The organism is Halorubellus litoreus, from assembly GCF_055378595.1.
The window spans coordinates 2,399,810-2,415,280 of record NZ_AP043836.1 but is presented as its reverse complement, the minus strand read 5'-3'; the positions used below and the strand labels follow the sequence as shown (position 1 = coordinate 2,415,280).

The window sequence follows — 15,471 nt, the reverse complement described above, 5'->3', positions numbered from 1 at the left end:
CTCAGGCGAGGACGAGCGTGACACGAACCTCACCCCAGTTGACGCGGCGGACGCGGACCGAATCGCTCGCGGTCCGCCAGTCGGCGTCGCGTGCGTCACGCCGGGCGGTCTCGGCCGCGGCAGCGAGCGCTCGCGGCGACTCGAACCTCTCGCCGGGTGGGGCGCCGCGGGCGACCGCCGCGAGCGCGGACCCGGGCGGCGCGGGCGTCACCGGCGCGAACGCGAACGTGGCGTGGGACGAACCCGCCGACGACCGCAGCGAGAGCGAGCGAGCCGTCACCCGGACCGCGTTCGCCGAGACCGGGTGCGTGGCCGTTCCCTCGTACTCGCTCGCGGCGAGAGCATCCACGGTGTTCGCGGCCGCGGACGCGTCCGGCGGCGGTCGCGTCGGGAGGTCGGCTGCGACGCCGACGACGACGAGGCTCGCGGCCGCGAGCCCGAGGAACCAGTACGTCGCTCCGGGAGCTACGTCGAGCATGCCGACCGTCGCCGCCCAATCCGTCTTCAACCCTCGGCGGCCTCGAGCACCAGCACCTCGAAAGCGCCGGTCGCGCGCTCAGACGAGCGCGCCGGTGGCGACGACGCCGACGGTGAACGCGCTCGCGGCGGTCGGGAGTGCGGTCGCGAGTTCGCGGCCGACGGCGACGCGGTCCGGGCCCGCTTCGAGGACGACGGCGAGCGCGGCGAGGATGCCGGCGAGCGCGAGGACGTACGCGCCGACGGCGACCCCGAGTGCGCCCGGGTCGACGCCGGTGCCCGGTGCGTCGCCGAGGACGGCGTCGGGCGACGCCAGGCCGTCGGCGAGCGCGACGGTCGCCCCGCCGACGAGCGGCCCGAACAGGCGGCCCGTGGAGCGGAGCGTGCTCGTGACCGCCGCGAGGTCGTCGCGGCACGCACGCTCGACGTCCGCGAGGTCCTCCAGGTGGTCCGCGACCGCGACGACGGCCTGGCCGGCGGGCGCGCCCTGCGCGGCGGCGAGCGAGAGCAGGTCGACGACGGCGCGAGCGCGCTGACTCGGCACGTCGGCGAGCGCGCCGTGCTCGCCGAGGAACGCCTCGCGCGGGCCGACGCCGAGGCGCTCCCGGACGCCGATAGCGGTCTCGAACACCGCGCCGGTCTCGTCGCCGACGTCCGCGCCGGCGGCGAGCGCGTCCTCGACCGCGTCGCCGTTCGCGACCCGGCGGCCGACCGCGTACGCCGCGTCAACGAGCCCGTCCTCCACGGCGAGGGCACGCTCGCGGACGGACGCCGCGGCCGCCGTGAGCCGCCCGGCAGCGACCCCGCAGCCGACGCCGGCACCGAGGACGCCGGCGAGCCACGGCGGGACGAGCGCGGCGACCCCCGCAAGTGCGGGGACGCCGAATCCGCTCGTCGACGCGAGCGCGAACGCGCCACCGCCGACTGCGGTGCCGGCGAGGGCGCCGACGGCGAGCGCGGGCCAGCGTCGCGCCGGGACGGCGGGATGGTCGCGGTCGACGCGCGGCGGCGGGAACGCGACCGGGCGGTTCGCGAGCACCCACGCCGTCGCCGCGAGGAGCACGAGCGGCAGGAGCACGTCGTACACCACGACGACCACGGGGAGCGACGCCGGAAGGCCTGCGGCACCGGCGGCGGGGAGGACGGCGACGAGCGCGAGCGGGAGGAGGACGCCGAACGCGTACAGCGCGTTCACGGGCCCGGAGAGCGCGGTCGTGTAGGCTCGAAGGCGGTCGCGCGTCCCGTCGAGGACCGCCTGGAACGCGCGGTCGACGCGTCGCCCGCGGTCGCCCGCCGGGGCGTCCGGCGCGCTCGCGAGCAGATGGCAGGCCCTGCGGAGACCAGGTGCGTCGTCGGCGTGCGCATCAGCGAACGCGAGCAGCGCGTCGTCGAGCCGGTCGGTGCGCCGGCAGCGCGCGGCGAGCGCCGCGGCGAGCGCATCGTCGCTTGCGTCGACGGCGAACGCGACCGCGGGTTCGAGCGCCGGCTCGACGTGCAGTCGGAGCGCGAGTCGCGCGACCAGGTCCGGTGCGCGACCGAGCGCGCGCCGCCGATGGAGCGCCGCGAGCACGACGGGGAGTTCGTGGACGCCGTGTGCGACCGCGACCGCCGCCGCGAGCGCCACCGGCACGACCACGAACGGTGGAAGCCGAACGAACGACCCCGCGAGGACGACCCCCACGCCGACGACCGCCGCCGCACCGTAGCCCGCGCGCACAACCGTCTCGCCAGCGGTCGGCACGTCGAGCGTCGCGAGCGCGCCGCGGAGGTCGGCGCTCGCCTCGACGGCAAGCGGCGCGAGCGCTGCGAGCGCGTCGAGTGCTCGCGGAAGCAGTCCCGAACCGGGGTTGGCGGTCACGGCGACCGCCTCGTCGTCGTCCACGCGCTCGGACCGTGCGCGCCGCTCCGGGCGCGTCGCGCGAGCACGGCCTCGCGGTCCGCGAGTGCCTCCCTGACGTCCTCGTAGGACTCCGTCGCAGCGGCGAGCGACGCCACGAGCTCGCTCTCCCCGGCCTCGATGCGTCCCGTCGGTGCGAGGTCGCCATCGTCGTCGAGCGCGAACAGCGGTTCGAACGACGCCGACGCGCCGTCGCCGACGACCTCCTCGATGCGAGCGACGCGACGCTCGGCGCGACCATCCACCGCGACGCGCCGGCACGTCACCACGCAGTCCGTCACTGCGAACGACGACGCGGACACGCCGAGGTCCTCGACGACGCGCTCGCGTATCTCGCGCGCCCCGTCCCCGTGGATGGTTCCGAGCACCGCGTCGCTGCTCGCGCCGACGCGCATCGCCTCGTAGAGCACGCGCGCCTCCTCGCCGCGGACCTCGCCGACGACGAGCGCGCCCTCCCCGAGTCTGAGCGCGGTCCGGAGCGCCGCCGCCGCGTCCAGGCCGTCGCCGCGCTCGCTCGTCCGCAACGACTGCACGTCCCTGTCGTCCGCACGGAGCGCGTCGACGGGGAGTTCGGGCGTGTCCTCGACGAACACCGACCGGGTCGTCGGCGCGAACTCGAAGCAGAGCGCCCCCAGGAGCGTCGTCTTCCCGGCACCGCGAGCGCCCGCGACGAGCGACGCAGCAGCGCGACGGGCGGCGAGCGAGAGCAGCGCCGCCGCGTCACTCGGGACGGTTCCGTTCGCGACGAGCTCCGGGAGCGTGAACGCGTCGGCGTCCCCACGCCGGAACGCGAACCCGACGCCCTCCGCGACCGGTTCGCGGACGCCAGCCACGCGGACCGGCGTCCCGCCGATACTGGTCGCCGCGTCCACCGTCGGCGACGCCCGCGAGAACGCCCGGCCGCTCTCCGCGCGGACGCCCGACGCGAACGCGCTCGCGCCGTCGACGGTCACCCGCGCGTTCGTCGGCACCGAGTCCGCGTCCCGGAGGCCGACGTGCAGGGCCGGCCCCTCGTCCGCGCTCGGTGCGTACACGTCCGTCACCGCCGGGTCCGCGAACGCGTCCTCGAGGACGCCGTGCCCGGTCGTCTGCCGGCGGAGCGCGTCCACGACGACGTCGTCGGGGTCGCCGTCGACGACCGCCGCCGCCGCCCGTCGCGGTGCGCGCTCGCTCGCGCCGACGTCACCAGCGGCGAGGCGCTCGTACGCTCGACGGAACGTCTCCCGGCCCGACCGGTCGAGCGTCGCCCACGGCGGCCGGACGTGGTAGTGCGGGCGACCGCGGTCGTCGCGGTACCGGGTCGCGGTCGCGCCCGTCGAGAGCGACCGCTGCTCGACGACCGACCACGCCTCGGGCGCGTCGAGTCTGACGCGAGCCGGTGCGACCGTCGGGCCCTCGCGGACCACCATCGCGTCGTACGCCCCGAGGCCGTCCGTGGCACCGAGGCCCTCCGCGGCGACGAGGAGGCCGGACTCCGCCGCCCACGCCGAGACGGGCGGGGAGCGAGCGCGCGCCTGCCGTGCTGCCGCGAGCGGGTCGCGGCGCGCGGTCGACGCGAGCGGGTCGTCACGACCGGCGACGCGCGCGGCGAACGCACCCGCCGCGGCGAACAGCGCGCACGCACCGTCGCCGTACCGCCGCTCGAACCCGCGCGCTCGGACGGCTATCGACTCGACCGCCCGGTCGCGGCACGCGTCGACGACCGTCGCACGACACCCCGGCGCGGTCGTCAGGTCACCGTCGGCGTCGCACTCGCTCGCGTCGACGCGCAACGCATCGCCCTCGACGGTCGTCGTACACCCGCAGTCGCCACCACGTTCGAACATGCCGACGCTGGCCGCGTCCCGTCGTTTAGACCCTCGCCTTCGGCCCGCCGACCATCGTCGACCGCTCCGTCGGCCGGCGCACCGAGCGCGGCGACGCGGACGCCACAGGCCGTGGCCGTCACGACGACACGGTACGACCCCGGCGAGTCGAACACGAGCACGTCGCCCGCGCCGTCGTCGCGGTCACTGGCACCGCGGTCAGCGCCGACCGCTCTGACCGCGACAGGGAGTCGTCGGCCACCGCGACGCCCCGACGCGAGCCGATAGCGGACCGCGTGCGTCGTCACGCGAACGGCGGCGACCCGCGCCGTCCCGACGGTCGCCGCGGGAACCGAAACCGCGACCACGCGACGCGACCCCCGCGGCGCGGCCGCCATCGCAGCGACCGCCCCCCGAACGCGGTCCGCGTCCGCTTCCACCGCCGAGACGGCAGCGTGCTCGCGAGCGACCCCCATCCCTGGCGCGGCCACCGCGAGGAGTGCGACCGCGAGCGCGACCGCGACGACCACGCGAACCGTCACAGCGCGTCCCGGAGCCGCGCCACCAACCCGGGCTGCTCGCGGTCGTCGTCCGCGTCCGGCTCGCCGTACGGCGCCCGCGGCGACGACGGCGGCCACGGCACGTCCCCACCCGACCCACCACCAGCATCCCCTGCATTCCCGTCCCGGACCCGGGACTCATCGCCATCGCCAGTCCGCTCGTCGCGTCGTCCGATGGACGCACCACGCTCACCGTCCCGCACAGGACGCCGATCACCCGACGCACCCGCACGCTGATCACCCGACGCACCCGTACGCCGATCCCCCGACGCACCCGTACGCCGATCCCCCGACGCACCCGCACGCGAACCCCGGCCGCCACGGCCCGCCCCACCAGTCGACCCGTCGACCGCGCGTTCCAGCGCCGCGACGCGCTCCCGGCAGTCCTCCGCCGTCGCCACCGCCGCATCGGCGCGCTCCTCCACGCGGTCGTTCACCGCCCGCACGCTCCCCGCGTACCCCCTGAGCGCCTGCACCGCCGCCTCCAGCTCAGCCACCCGGTCCGCGAGCGCCGCCACCTCCGCGTCCGACGGCGCCCCGTCACGGCCCCCACCGGACCCCGAACCGTTCGCTCCAGCGTCCTCACTCGACTCGTCAACGAGCGCATCGTCGACCGCCGCAAGCCGATCCGCGAAATCACCTGCCATACCCCCTCATCGCCGCGGCCTGCCGTATCAAGCCTCGGCCACCCAACCACGCGCTCACGCACCCCCTCGAACCCGCGTCTTGCTGTCGACTATGGGGAAGGTCTATGTGCCCACCACGGCAACGACCGAAGCATGAAAGTGGTCCTCATCGGCGTCGGGCAAGCGGGTGGAAAGCTCACCCAGCGCCTGGCCGAGTTCGACCAAGAGATGGGCTTCGGCGCCGTCAAAGGCGCACTCGCCGTCAACACCGCCGAAGCCGACCTCCGGAACCTCGACATCGAGACGCAACTCGTCGGCCAAGACCGCGTGAACGGTCACGGCGTCGGCGGCGACAACGAACTCGGCGCCGAAGTCATGCAAGCGGACGCCATCGAAGTGATGGACGCCCTCGACGGCAAGATAACCGCCGAAGCCGAAGCCATCTTCGTCGTCGCCGGCCTCGGCGGCGGCACCGGCAGCGGCGGCGCACCCGTGCTCGCCAAAGAACTCCAGCGCGTCTACAGCGTCCCCGTCTACGGCCTCGGCATCCTCCCCGGCCGCGGCGAAGGCGCCATGTACCAAGCGAACGCCGGCCGCTCACTGAAGACCCTGGTGCGAGAAGCCGACTCCACGCTCCTCGTCGACAACGACGCCTGGCACGACTCCGGCGAAAGCGTCGAAGAAGCGTTCGCCAGCATCAACCAGAACATCGCCCAACGCGTCGGCCTCCTCTTCGCGAGCGGCGAGAACATCGACGGCGTCGCCGAAAGCGTCGTCGACTCCTCGGAGATCATCAACACCCTCCGCGAAGGCGGCATCGCGTGCCTCGGGTACGCCAGCGCTCTCGGCGGCGACACCGCCGAAGACAACATCAACGCCGTCACCACCATCACCCGGAACGCCCTCCTCACCGGCACCAGCCTCCCCGACGCCACCACCGCCGACAGCGCCCTCCTCATCGTCGCCGGCAAACCCGACCTCATCCCACGCAAAGGCGTCGAGAAAGCGCGAAAATGGGTCGAGGACGAAACCGGCAGCCTCCAGGTCCGCGGCGGCGACTTCCCCCTCGAAAGCGACCGGCTCGCCGCCCTCGTCCTCCTCGGCGGCGTCGAACGCTCCCGCCGCGTCGACGAGTTCATGGAACGCGCCAAAGAAGCACGCGAACGCCAACAACAAGACGAAGTCGACCACGTCGAACAATTCCAGAACGACGAACTCGACGACCTCTTCTAAACCAACCACCTTTTTGCTGCGTCGGGTCGCCTTCGGCGACCACTCCTTGCAAAAACGTGGGCGAAAAACTTCCCGAGCGACTCGCTCGCTGCTCACGGCTACGCCGTTCGCTTCTCGCGGGACTCGCTTCGCTCGCCCCGCGTAGCGCTCGCTCGCGCTCGGTGGGTGCGCTGGCGACGACCGGAACCGCAACCCACCGCGACCGCACCGCCACCGCGACCGCACCGCCACCGCGACCGCGACCGCAATCACACCGAGTTACTCGTGTTCGCGTTCGACCTCGCGGTACGCGTCGGTCGTCGACGCGTCGTCGCGGTCGTCACGGCGCGTCCGTTCGACGGTCTCGCGTGCGTCCTCGAGCGTCTCGGTCTCGAGGAGCCGTTCGAGTTTCCGCTCGAATTGTTCCTCGGAGAGTTCGCCCCGCGCGTAGCGTTCGCGGAGCGTCTCCATCGCGTCGCGCTTCGACGTGCGACCGTCAGTGGCGTCCGTGTTCGTGGTCGACGTGGCCGACTCAGTCGCCGCTTCTTCGTGCTCTGCATGGTTCTCTTCGGTGAGCATCCCGACGAGCGGGACGACGACGCCGTACCCGATGATGAACGTCACCCACCAGTTCTCGACGCCGAGGAACAGCCCGGCGAACGCGACGCCGAGCACGAGGAGCGAGACCACGCCCGTGTACGAGGTCGACGGGGAGTCCGCAGGCATACTGACACGTTCGTGGAACCATCGAAAAAGCGTTTTCTCTCGCTTGGCCGACCGAGCGCGTCCCTCAGACGAGGCTCGCGCCGTCGAACTCGGTGCGGTCGTAGTCGATCTCCATGAGGTCGAGGATGGTCGGGGAGATGTCGTAGAGGTCCGTGTCCGTGATGTTCGCGTCCGGGTCGTCGACGAACAAGCTCGCGTTCTCGAAGCTATGCATGCCGTTCCGCGGGCCGGTGCCGAACACGTCCTCGTGGCCTTTGAATCCAGCCTTGAGGTCGAATCCGTGGTTCGGGATGACGACGAGGTCGGGCGCGATGTCCTCGTGGTCGCCGCGGAACGCCTCCTCCTTCTTCACGACGCGCTGCGCGACCTTCTTCCCGTCCGGCCCCTCGAGCGCCTCCAGGTCCGCCTTCAACTCGTCCCGAACCGACTCGTACTCGTCCTGCGGGACGCTTCCGCGCGGCTCCCGACCCTCGAGGTTCACGTAGAACCGACCCGGGATGAGCGAGTACGCGCGCGTGTCGTCCGCGATGTCACCGAGCTCCTCGTGGTCGTCGTCCTCGTAGGACAACCAGCCCTCCTCCTCGAGCCACGCGTTCAGGTGAACCTCGTAATCCTGGCTCGTGAACCCGTGGTCCGACGCGACGAGCATCGTCACGTCCTCCGGAAGCTGGTCGCGGAGCTTCCCGAGGTACTCGTCGACCTTACTGTAGAACTCGAGGAACAACTCCTTGTTCTCGGTGTCCTGCTCGTAGTCCTTGAACAGGAAGTGATTCACGCGGTCGGTCGTCATGAACACGCCGAACAGGAGGTCCCAGTCGTCCTGCTCGACGTAATGACTGAACGCCTCGTAGCGCGCATCCACCGTCGCGTGGGCGTTCTCCATGAACTCGGACTTGTCCTCTTTGTGCCCGAGTTTCGCGTTCGCGTCGATCTTGTAGTCGATGGATTCGAGGTACTCGCGGAGTTCGTCGGGGTACGCAGCCTTGTCGATACTCGGCGACAGGAACCCGCTGACCATCCGCTGGACGTCGCGCTGCGGCGGGAACGTCACCGGGACGTTCATCACGGTCGCGTCCCGGCCGTCGTCACTCACGCGGTCCCAGACGCGGTCCACCTGGACGTCGCGCCCCATCGGGACGTACGTGTCGTACGACCCGACCTCGCGGTCCTGGAACCCGTAAACGCCCGTCTCGCCGGGGTTCCGGCCGGTCGTGAGTGCCGGCCAGCACGCCGAGGATTCCGGCGGGACGATGGAGTCGATGGCGCCGGCGCTTCCCTCGGTCGCGAGCTCGTTCAGGTTCGGGAAGACGTCGGGGTTGTCACGGATGAGACTGTACGGTACCCCGTCGATTCCGAAGAAGGCGACGCGGGGTGCGTCGTCGCCGCGAAGCCGGTCGAAGAGACCCATACCCGCCAGTTACAGGGAGGGATACAAGAACTTTCTTTTAGCACGGGACATCGCCGCTGTCGGGGACGTGCATCGCGAACGTCCATCGCGTGTACGTCGCGCGTTCCTGTGGCGGTCAGTCGTCGCGACCGAAGTTCGTCGGGACGACGGTGGTGTGCGCGATACCGACACCGGGGCGCTCCGGGGTGGTCTCGCGGGCGTCGTCCAGGTTGGCGTCGTCCGAGTCGGCGTCCTCCTGGTCGGCGTCGTCCGGGTCGATGGTGGGGTGACGTGCGGTGGCCATGACGGTTCGAACTACGGCCCGACACCACATATTATTACCCATGCTCATAACGCATGGGTTCGGGCGGGACGCATAACCAGGACGAATCACGCGCGACGACGACGCACAGCACGCCGCGAAAGCACGTACCGCATCACGCCGCGAGAGAAAGGACCGCGAACCGCCCGACCGGACTGTCCTCAGAAGTTCTCTTCGTAGAGGTCCATCGCGTGCTCGATCGCGTCCTTCGCCGCCGCCTTGTCCTCCCAACCGAGCGTCTCGACTTCCTTGCCCTCCTCGAGGTTCTTGTACGTCGCGAAGAACTCGTCGATCTCGTCGAGTTGCTGCTGGGGGATGTCCTCGAGGTCCTCGATGTGGTCGTAGCGCGGGTCCTCGGTCGGGACCGCGATGACCTTGTCGTCCTGCTCGCCGTCGTCGTCCATCTTCATGAGCGCGACGGGGCGAGCCTCGATGATGCACCCGGGGAACGTCTGGTCCTCGACGAGCACGAGCACGTCGAAGGGGTCCTCGTCGTCGTAGTACGACTGCGGGATGAACCCGTAGTCGCTCGGGTAGTGCACGTTCGAGTGGAGCACGCGGTCGAGGACGACGCCGGGGACGTCCTTGTCGTACTCGTACTTGTTCCGTTCGCCCTTGAGGCACTCCACGACTGCGTAGATCTCCTCGGGCGGGTTCGGGCCCGTCTCGAGGTCTTCCCAGAGGTTCGTCATTGCAGGCCGTGACTGCGAGAGAGAACGAAATAGGCCCTTCGGTTCGCTGGCACGACGGCGCGTGGATTCCCGCTCGAGGCCGAACTCCCCGGAGTCAGACAGGTCAGCACGCGTGGACGAGCGTGCGTCGGTAACTGAGAAGGAGTCGAGAGGGCATGAATATGAAGGCCCAATCTGTCGGTCAGCAACCCGATGGCCATCGGCAATTACTGGGACTAACGCGCCGAGGAGGAGCCGTTTTCGCCCGACAGAGCGCCGAAGCGGCCGTCCGAACTTCGAACAGTTGAGAACTGTTAAATAGCTTGATGACATTTACCTAGGCATGTCAGAGGCGCAATCCGTGACCGGCAAACAGGGCATCGCACGCGAACTTACCGCATTCCAGCACAACATCCTCGTCATCCTCGGGAAGGAACCGATGTACGGGCTCGCCATCAAGCGAGAACTCGAGGACTACTACGGGACCGAGGTCAACCACGGCCGCCTGTACCCGAACCTCGACGAACTCGTCGGCATGGGCCTCGTCGAGAAGTCCGAGCTCGACAAGCGCACGAACCAGTACGAGCTCACCGACGACGGCTACGCCGCCGTCATGGACCAGATCGAGTGGTCGCTCTCGAAGCTCGTCACCGACGACGAGCGCGCCGAGGAGCTCCGCGACCTCGTCGACGAACAACAGTAAGCGTTCGCAGACGACCGACAGGCACCTCGACCGCGCGAGCGGTCACCAATCGGGCACTCGTTCTTTCGCAGCGTCGAACGCGTAGCGCACGCTCTCGCGCAGGACCGCGGTCCCCTCGTCGTCCAGCCACGCGTTCCGCGGGACGTACTCGGTCTCGAACTCGCGGAGTTCCGTCGCGGTCAGGTCCTCGATGGGTTTCGCGTAGTGGTTCCCGGCGAAGTCAGCGAGCACGCTCGCGTTCGCCGCGTGCACGTCGCCGTGATTCTCGCGGACTGCTTCGACGAGCGCGCGGTTGTGGTCGTCGACGTCCTGCCAGTCGTCGGGGTCGCCCGCGCCCGACAGCGACACCTCGACCGCGCGGTTCGTGTCGTCGATGCGGTCGGGGCGGATGGTGCCGTCGTCGAGCCATTCGTCGGGATGGAGAACGAGCGTCTCGCCGGTGTCGTCCTCGCGGACGCGCGCCGTGAATCCGTGTTCGGCGAGCGTCTCCTCGCGGTCCGTGCGGTACGCCGCGGCCTCGCCCTCGTCGACCGCCTCGCGCGCGAGCCGCGTCAGGCGTTCCGCGTGGTCGACGACTGACCCGGGAAGCTCCTCGTCTTCGACGTGCTCGGGTTCGGCCGTGGCGTCCTCGGCGATTGCGGGCTCGGCCGTGGCGTCCTCGGCGCTCGCGGCCTCCTCGGTCTCGCGTCGGTCTCGCGTCGGAGTTTGGTCCTCAGGCATTGTCGAGTGCGTCGTTCGCTAGTTCGTCGGCGCGGTCGTTTATCTCCCGCGGAACGTGCGATATCGTCCAGTCGTCGAACGCGCGGAGGAGTTCGTGAACGCGGACGCGGTACTCGCGGAGGTCCGGGTCGTTGACGCCGTACTCCCCGGTCACCTGCTTCACGATGAGTTCGGAGTCGCCGCGGATCTGGACCTCGTCGTACCCGTAGTCGCGCGCGGCTTCGAGGACGGCGACGAGCGCCTCGTACTCGGCCTGGTTGTTCGTCGCGCGCCCGATGGTGTCGCTGCCTTCGGCGACGATACCGGCGTCGGTGACGATGACCCACCCGACGCTCGCTGGACCGGGGTTGCCGCGGCACGCGCCGTCGAAGTACAGGTGCGCGCGACCGCCCTCGTCGTCGCGGACGACGGCTTCGATGTCTCGTGGGTTCGAGCCTTGCACGACGAGTTTGTCGTCGTACGCGACGGCGGTGGCGTCGCCGTGGTGCGCCCGATAGTGCTCGTGCTCGGTGTTACCTTCCTCGATGGTCGCTCCGGCGTCGGCGAGCGCCTCGCGGGCGGCGTCGACGTCGCACTCGATGACCGGCATTGACCCTTGGTCACCCGTTCTCAGTGATAACGGTTCTGATTCCGTTCCAATGTCAGTCGAATTAAAACCGGCGCCGTCTTCCGATTCGGCTGCTCCCCTGTCAAATTCTGTCGTTCAGGAGCGGTCAGATACCGGCCGAAGCTTTAAGTTAGCTGGAACTACTACTATAAAAGTGCGATGACACGGTCCACCCGCCAGCGGGAGCGAGACCTCGAGGCCGACGAGTCGGAGGAGCAGGAAGGGGTTCGGGAGTGCCCCGAGTGCGAATCCGACAACCTGGTCAAGAGTTCGGACAGGGGAGAACTCGTCTGCGACGACTGCGGGCTCGTCGTCGAGGAGGAGCAGATCGACCCCGGTCCGGAGTGGCGCGCGTTCAACCATCAAGAGCGACAGGAGAAGTCCAGGGTCGGCGCCCCGACCACGCAGACGATGCACGACAAGGGGCTCACGACCACCATCGACTGGAAGGACAAGGACGCCTACGGGCGCTCGATCTCCTCGAAGAAACGCAGCCAGATGCATCGGCTGCGCAAGTGGCAGGAGCGCATCCGGACGAAGGACGCGGGCGAACGCAACCTCCAGTTCGCGCTCAGCGAGATCGACCGGATGGCGAGCGCGCTCGGCGTCCCACGGTCGGTCCGGGAAGTCGCGTCCGTCATCTATCGACGCGCACTCAAGGAGGACCTCATCCGCGGGCGCTCCATCGAGGGCGTCGCCACCTCGGCGCTCTACGCCGCCTGCCGGAAGGAGGGGATTCCGCGCAGTCTCGAGGAGATCAGCGAGGTATCGCGCGTCGAACGCAAGGAGATCGGGCGGACGTACCGCTACATCAGCCAGGAGCTCGGCCTGGAGATGAAGCCCGTCGACCCGAAGAAGTACGTCCCGCGGTTCTGCTCGGAACTCGAACTATCCGAGGAGGTACAGACGAAGGCGAACGAGATCATCGAGACGACCGCGGAGAAGGGGTTGCTTTCGGGGAAGTCGCCGACCGGCTACGCCGCCGCAGCGATCTACGCCGCGAGCCTGCTCTGTAACGAGAAGAAGACCCAGCGCGAGGTTGCCGACGTCGCGCAGGTCACCGAGGTCACGATCCGGAACCGCTACCAGGAGCAGATCGAAGCGATGGGCATCCACAGCTAGCCCGTCACCTGCAGTCCCGAGCCCACTTCTTTCGCAGTCTCGCCCCGCGAGCGACTGTGGAGTACCCACGTCGCGAGCGTACCGGATGCGAACGCACTTCCATCCGCGCGAAGATGTACGGAACGAACGCATGAACGACGACGAGACCGATCCGGAACCGTGGCTGCCGCTCCCGGTCATCGCGGTGTTGGTGCTCGCGAGCATCGTCGCGGGCGCCGTCGGATTCGTCGCGCTCGTCGACTCGCCCGCGGCGGCGATGGCGGCACTGCGCGACCCGGTGTTCTACGTGTTCCTCGCCGTCGGCGGTGGCACCGCAGTCGCAGCCCTGTTCGCGCAGAATCGGTGAGGGTGCTGCGACCCAACGCCTTACGGTCCCGCGCCGTGGACGTGTGGGCATGTCGTACGATATCGAGCGGTATCTGAACGTGCGGTCGGCGAGCGGGGCGTCGTTCGGCCCCGAGGGCGACCGGTTGTCGTTCCTGATGGATACGACGGGGACGTCGCAGGTGTGGACGATGGACGCGCCGAAGGAGTGGCCGGTTCAGCGGACGTTCTACGAGGAGCGCGTGACGTTCGCGTCCTGGTCGCCCGAGCGCGACGAACTGGCGTTCGGGATGGACGAGGGCGGGAACGAGCGCGCGCAACTCTACCGGCTCAGTGGCGACGGGAGCGAGGTGGTGAACCTCACGGGGCGTCCGGACGCGAAGCACCGGTGGGGCGGGTGGAGTCACGACGGCGAGCGGTTCGCGTTCACGTCGAACCGGCGCGACGAGAGCGTGTTCGACGTGTACGTGCAGGGCCGCGACGAGACGGGGAACGAGGCCGAACTCGTGCACGAGGGCGACGGCTGGTTGACGCCCGCGGGCTGGTCGCCGAGCGACGACCGGTTGCTCGTCCACGAGGCGTACTCGAACGTCGACCAGGACGTGTACGTGCTCGACCTCGAGACCGGCGACTTCGAGTGCATCACGCCCCACGAGGACGAGATACGCTTCTCCAGTCCGTCGTTCGGGCCCAACGGCGATGCGGTGTACTGCTGTACGGGCGACGGGAGCGACACGCTGTACCTCGCGCGCATCGACCTCGACACGCTGGAGCGCGAGGTCGTCGAGGACGGCGGCGACTGGAACGTCGACGGCGTCAGCGTCGACCACGAGTCCGGGCGGTTCGCGTTCTCGCGGAACGTCGACGGCTACACCGACCTCACCGTCGCCGAGTTCACTGGGCCGACGGAGTACGACGCGTTCCCGAGCCCGGATCTCCCCGGCGGCATCGCCGGCGGCGTCTCCTGGGGGCCGGACGCCGAGCAGTACGCCATCACGGCGACGGGTGCGGCCGTGAACACGAACGTGTACGTCGTCGAGACCGAGACGGGCGACACCGAGCGGTGGACGTACGCCGCGACCGCAGGCATCCCCGAGGACTCCTTCAGGGAGCCAGAGCTCGTGCACGTCGAGAGCTTCGACGGCGTGGAGGTCCCCGGATTTCTGACGCTCCCCGAGGACGCCGCGGACGGTGACGCCGCGTCCGGCGACGGCGACACGCCGGTCGTCGTGAGCATCCACGGCGGCCCGGAGAGCCAGCGGCGCCCGTCGTTCAACCCGGTGAAGCAGTACTTCCTGAATCGCGGGTACGCGTACTTCGAGCCGAACGTCCGCGGGTCCACGGGGTACGGCGAGACCTACACGCGGCTGGACGACGTCGAGAAGCGGATGGATTCGGTCGCGGACGTGAAGGCGTGCGTCGAGTGGCTCCACGACCACCCGGCGGTCGACCCGGACCGCATCGCGTGCATGGGCGGGTCCTACGGCGGGTTCATGGTGCTCGCGTGCATGACCGAGTACCCCGACCTGTGGGCGGCGGGCGTCGACGTCGTCGGCATCGCGAACTTCGTCTCGTTCCTCGAGAACACCGGCGAGTGGCGGCGGAAGCTCCGCGAGGCCGAGTACGGGAGCCTCGAGCACGACCGCGAGTTCCTGGAGTCCATCAGCCCGATCAACAACGTCGAGTCCATCGCGGCGCCGCTGTTCGTGCTCCACGGCGAGAACGACCCGCGCGTCCCCGTCGGCGAAGCCGAACAGATCGCCGAAGGGGTTCGCGAGCAGGGCGTCCCCGTCCGAAAATTGATATTCGACGACGAGGGACACGGGTTCAGCAAGCTCGAGAACCGCGTGGAGGCGTACTCGGCGGTCGCGGACTTCCTCGACGAACACGTGTAGGCCGCTGAACCCGGTGTAGGAATCCGCTCTGGCGTTCTACGTCTCCTTCCGCCCTCTTCGGCACGGAACCAACCATTATGGTTGGGAAGCTGGCACTATTTCGCGTATGTTGAACCTCCGAAGTTACCTGTTGGACGTCAGGTCTGCGTTCGACACCTACTGGTGGCTCCCGACGCTCGCCCTCCCCATCGCCTTCTTCGCCATCCCCGTCTACCTCTACGCGAGCAAGGCGTTCGGGACGACGTTCGCGCAGATGCTGCTGTCGTGGTACGCTATCGTCGGTTCGGGCATCGTCATCGCCGCCGCGCTCGGCCACCTGCTCTGGTCGCGGGTCGCCGGAAACGACGACGACCATCCCGTTCCGTGACGCCGGTCCCACCGGTTCGTCCGCCCAGTGCACGCCACGGAACCGACGTC

Annotated in this window: 17 protein-coding genes; 6 read left to right on the top strand and 11 right to left on the bottom strand. The window is 69.7% G+C overall.

Annotated features, from left to right (window positions below; translation table 11 throughout):
* Position 1: 1 nt before the first annotated feature.
* The 5 genes from ACZ48X_RS16225 to ACZ48X_RS16205 all read right to left on the bottom strand — a co-directional run bounded on the left by ACZ48X_RS16225 (position 2) and on the right by ACZ48X_RS16205 (position 5,386).
* Positions 2 to 478, bottom strand: a complete 477-nt coding sequence (locus tag ACZ48X_RS16225; RefSeq protein ID WP_336348715.1) for a DUF7283 family protein — start codon at positions 476 to 478, stop codon at positions 2 to 4.
* Positions 479 to 556: 78 nt separating this feature from the next.
* Complete coding sequence (locus ACZ48X_RS16220; protein ID WP_336348716.1) at positions 557 to 2,359, bottom strand: type II secretion system protein; 1,803 nt, start codon at positions 2,357 to 2,359, stop codon at positions 557 to 559.
* Positions 2,332 to 4,200: an ATPase, T2SS/T4P/T4SS family gene (locus tag ACZ48X_RS16215; protein WP_336348717.1), complete on the bottom strand. Its 1,869-nt coding sequence runs from the start codon at positions 4,198 to 4,200 to the stop codon at positions 2,332 to 2,334. The genes ACZ48X_RS16220 and ACZ48X_RS16215 overlap by 28 nt, the downstream gene beginning before the upstream one ends.
* Positions 4,104 to 4,721: a DUF7311 family protein gene (locus tag ACZ48X_RS16210; RefSeq protein ID WP_336348718.1), complete on the bottom strand. Its 618-nt coding sequence runs from the start codon at positions 4,719 to 4,721 to the stop codon at positions 4,104 to 4,106. The genes ACZ48X_RS16215 and ACZ48X_RS16210 overlap by 97 nt, the downstream gene beginning before the upstream one ends.
* Positions 4,718 to 5,386, bottom strand: coding sequence for a DUF7310 family coiled-coil domain-containing protein (locus tag ACZ48X_RS16205; protein WP_336348719.1), 669 nt, complete (start codon positions 5,384 to 5,386; stop codon positions 4,718 to 4,720). The genes ACZ48X_RS16210 and ACZ48X_RS16205 overlap by 4 nt, the downstream gene beginning before the upstream one ends.
* A gap of 132 nt (positions 5,387 to 5,518) precedes the next feature.
* On the opposite strand from ACZ48X_RS16205, the gene ACZ48X_RS16200 reads away from it, so the two are divergent.
* Positions 5,519 to 6,598 carry a tubulin/FtsZ family protein gene (locus ACZ48X_RS16200; protein ID WP_336348720.1) on the top strand — a complete coding sequence of 360 codons (1,080 nt, stop codon included), beginning with the start codon at positions 5,519 to 5,521 and terminating at the stop codon, positions 6,596 to 6,598.
* Between the two features lie 258 nt (positions 6,599 to 6,856).
* Here the strand turns inward: ACZ48X_RS16200 and ACZ48X_RS16195 are convergent, their stop codons facing one another.
* From ACZ48X_RS16195 to ACZ48X_RS16180, 4 genes are all read right to left on the bottom strand, one after another.
* Complete coding sequence (locus ACZ48X_RS16195; protein ID WP_336348721.1) at positions 6,857 to 7,303, bottom strand: SHOCT domain-containing protein; 447 nt, start codon at positions 7,301 to 7,303, stop codon at positions 6,857 to 6,859.
* A gap of 64 nt (positions 7,304 to 7,367) precedes the next feature.
* Positions 7,368 to 8,711 (bottom strand): alkaline phosphatase family protein, encoded by a 1,344-nt coding sequence (locus ACZ48X_RS16190; protein ID WP_336348722.1) that lies wholly within the window; start codon positions 8,709 to 8,711, stop codon positions 7,368 to 7,370.
* A gap of 115 nt (positions 8,712 to 8,826) precedes the next feature.
* A complete protein-coding gene (locus ACZ48X_RS16185; RefSeq protein WP_336348723.1) occupies positions 8,827 to 8,994 on the bottom strand; it encodes a hypothetical protein in 168 nt (55 codons plus the stop codon).
* Between the two features lie 179 nt (positions 8,995 to 9,173).
* Entirely contained in the window at positions 9,174 to 9,704 is a 531-nt protein-coding gene (locus ACZ48X_RS16180; RefSeq protein ID WP_227131913.1) for an inorganic diphosphatase, read from the bottom strand.
* 322 nt (positions 9,705 to 10,026) lie between these two features.
* Here ACZ48X_RS16180 and ACZ48X_RS16175 point away from each other — a divergent pair, with 322 nt between their 5' ends.
* Positions 10,027 to 10,386, top strand: a complete 360-nt coding sequence (locus tag ACZ48X_RS16175) for a PadR family transcriptional regulator (protein ID WP_227131914.1) — start codon at positions 10,027 to 10,029, stop codon at positions 10,384 to 10,386.
* Between the two features lie 42 nt (positions 10,387 to 10,428).
* On the opposite strand, the gene ACZ48X_RS16170 is transcribed toward ACZ48X_RS16175, so the two are convergent.
* Together ACZ48X_RS16170 and rnhA are read right to left on the bottom strand one after the other, a co-directional pair.
* Positions 10,429 to 11,106 (bottom strand): DUF7108 domain-containing protein, encoded by a 678-nt coding sequence (locus ACZ48X_RS16170; RefSeq protein ID WP_336348724.1) that lies wholly within the window; start codon positions 11,104 to 11,106, stop codon positions 10,429 to 10,431.
* Entirely contained in the window at positions 11,099 to 11,695 is a 597-nt protein-coding gene (rnhA, locus tag ACZ48X_RS16165) for a ribonuclease HI (protein ID WP_336348725.1), read from the bottom strand. The genes ACZ48X_RS16170 and rnhA overlap by 8 nt, the downstream gene beginning before the upstream one ends.
* Positions 11,696 to 11,872: 177 nt before the next feature.
* On the opposite strand from rnhA, the gene ACZ48X_RS16160 reads away from it, so the two are divergent.
* From ACZ48X_RS16160 to ACZ48X_RS16145, 4 genes are all read left to right on the top strand, one after another.
* Positions 11,873 to 12,835: a transcription initiation factor IIB gene (locus ACZ48X_RS16160; protein ID WP_166040059.1), complete on the top strand. Its 963-nt coding sequence runs from the start codon at positions 11,873 to 11,875 to the stop codon at positions 12,833 to 12,835.
* 85 nt (positions 12,836 to 12,920) lie between these two features.
* A complete protein-coding gene (locus ACZ48X_RS16155; RefSeq protein ID WP_336348726.1) occupies positions 12,921 to 13,181 on the top strand; it encodes a hypothetical protein in 261 nt (86 codons plus the stop codon).
* Positions 13,182 to 13,230: 49 nt separating this feature from the next.
* On the top strand, positions 13,231 to 15,054 hold the full coding sequence (locus ACZ48X_RS16150; RefSeq protein ID WP_336348727.1) for a S9 family peptidase: 1,824 nt from the start codon (positions 13,231 to 13,233) through the stop codon (positions 15,052 to 15,054).
* Positions 15,055 to 15,160: 106 nt separating this feature from the next.
* Entirely contained in the window at positions 15,161 to 15,421 is a 261-nt protein-coding gene (locus tag ACZ48X_RS16145) for a hypothetical protein (RefSeq protein ID WP_336348728.1), read from the top strand.
* Positions 15,422 to 15,471 lie beyond the last annotated feature (50 nt).

Coding starts and splice junctions, on each gene's coding strand:
- ACZ48X_RS16225 (WP_336348715.1), bottom strand. CDS start 478: ATGCTCGACGTAGCTCCCGGAGCGACGTACTGGTTCCTCGGGCTCGCG.
- ACZ48X_RS16180 (WP_227131913.1), bottom strand. CDS start 9,704: ATGACGAACCTCTGGGAAGACCTCGAGACGGGCCCGAACCCGCCCGAG.
- ACZ48X_RS16205 (WP_336348719.1), bottom strand. CDS start 5,386: ATGGCAGGTGATTTCGCGGATCGGCTTGCGGCGGTCGACGATGCGCTC.
- ACZ48X_RS16150 (WP_336348727.1), top strand. CDS start 13,231: ATGTCGTACGATATCGAGCGGTATCTGAACGTGCGGTCGGCGAGCGGG.
- ACZ48X_RS16195 (WP_336348721.1), bottom strand. CDS start 7,303: ATGCCTGCGGACTCCCCGTCGACCTCGTACACGGGCGTGGTCTCGCTC.
- ACZ48X_RS16155 (WP_336348726.1), top strand. CDS start 12,921: ATGCGAACGCACTTCCATCCGCGCGAAGATGTACGGAACGAACGCATG.
- ACZ48X_RS16215 (WP_336348717.1), bottom strand. CDS start 4,200: ATGTTCGAACGTGGTGGCGACTGCGGGTGTACGACGACCGTCGAGGGC.
- ACZ48X_RS16185 (WP_336348723.1), bottom strand. CDS start 8,994: ATGGCCACCGCACGTCACCCCACCATCGACCCGGACGACGCCGACCAG.
- rnhA (WP_336348725.1), bottom strand. CDS start 11,695: ATGCCGGTCATCGAGTGCGACGTCGACGCCGCCCGCGAGGCGCTCGCC.
- ACZ48X_RS16160 (WP_166040059.1), top strand. CDS start 11,873: ATGACACGGTCCACCCGCCAGCGGGAGCGAGACCTCGAGGCCGACGAG.
- ACZ48X_RS16170 (WP_336348724.1), bottom strand. CDS start 11,106: ATGCCTGAGGACCAAACTCCGACGCGAGACCGACGCGAGACCGAGGAG.
- ACZ48X_RS16175 (WP_227131914.1), top strand. CDS start 10,027: ATGTCAGAGGCGCAATCCGTGACCGGCAAACAGGGCATCGCACGCGAA.
- ACZ48X_RS16145 (WP_336348728.1), top strand. CDS start 15,161: ATGTTGAACCTCCGAAGTTACCTGTTGGACGTCAGGTCTGCGTTCGAC.
- ACZ48X_RS16200 (WP_336348720.1), top strand. CDS start 5,519: ATGAAAGTGGTCCTCATCGGCGTCGGGCAAGCGGGTGGAAAGCTCACC.
- ACZ48X_RS16190 (WP_336348722.1), bottom strand. CDS start 8,711: ATGGGTCTCTTCGACCGGCTTCGCGGCGACGACGCACCCCGCGTCGCC.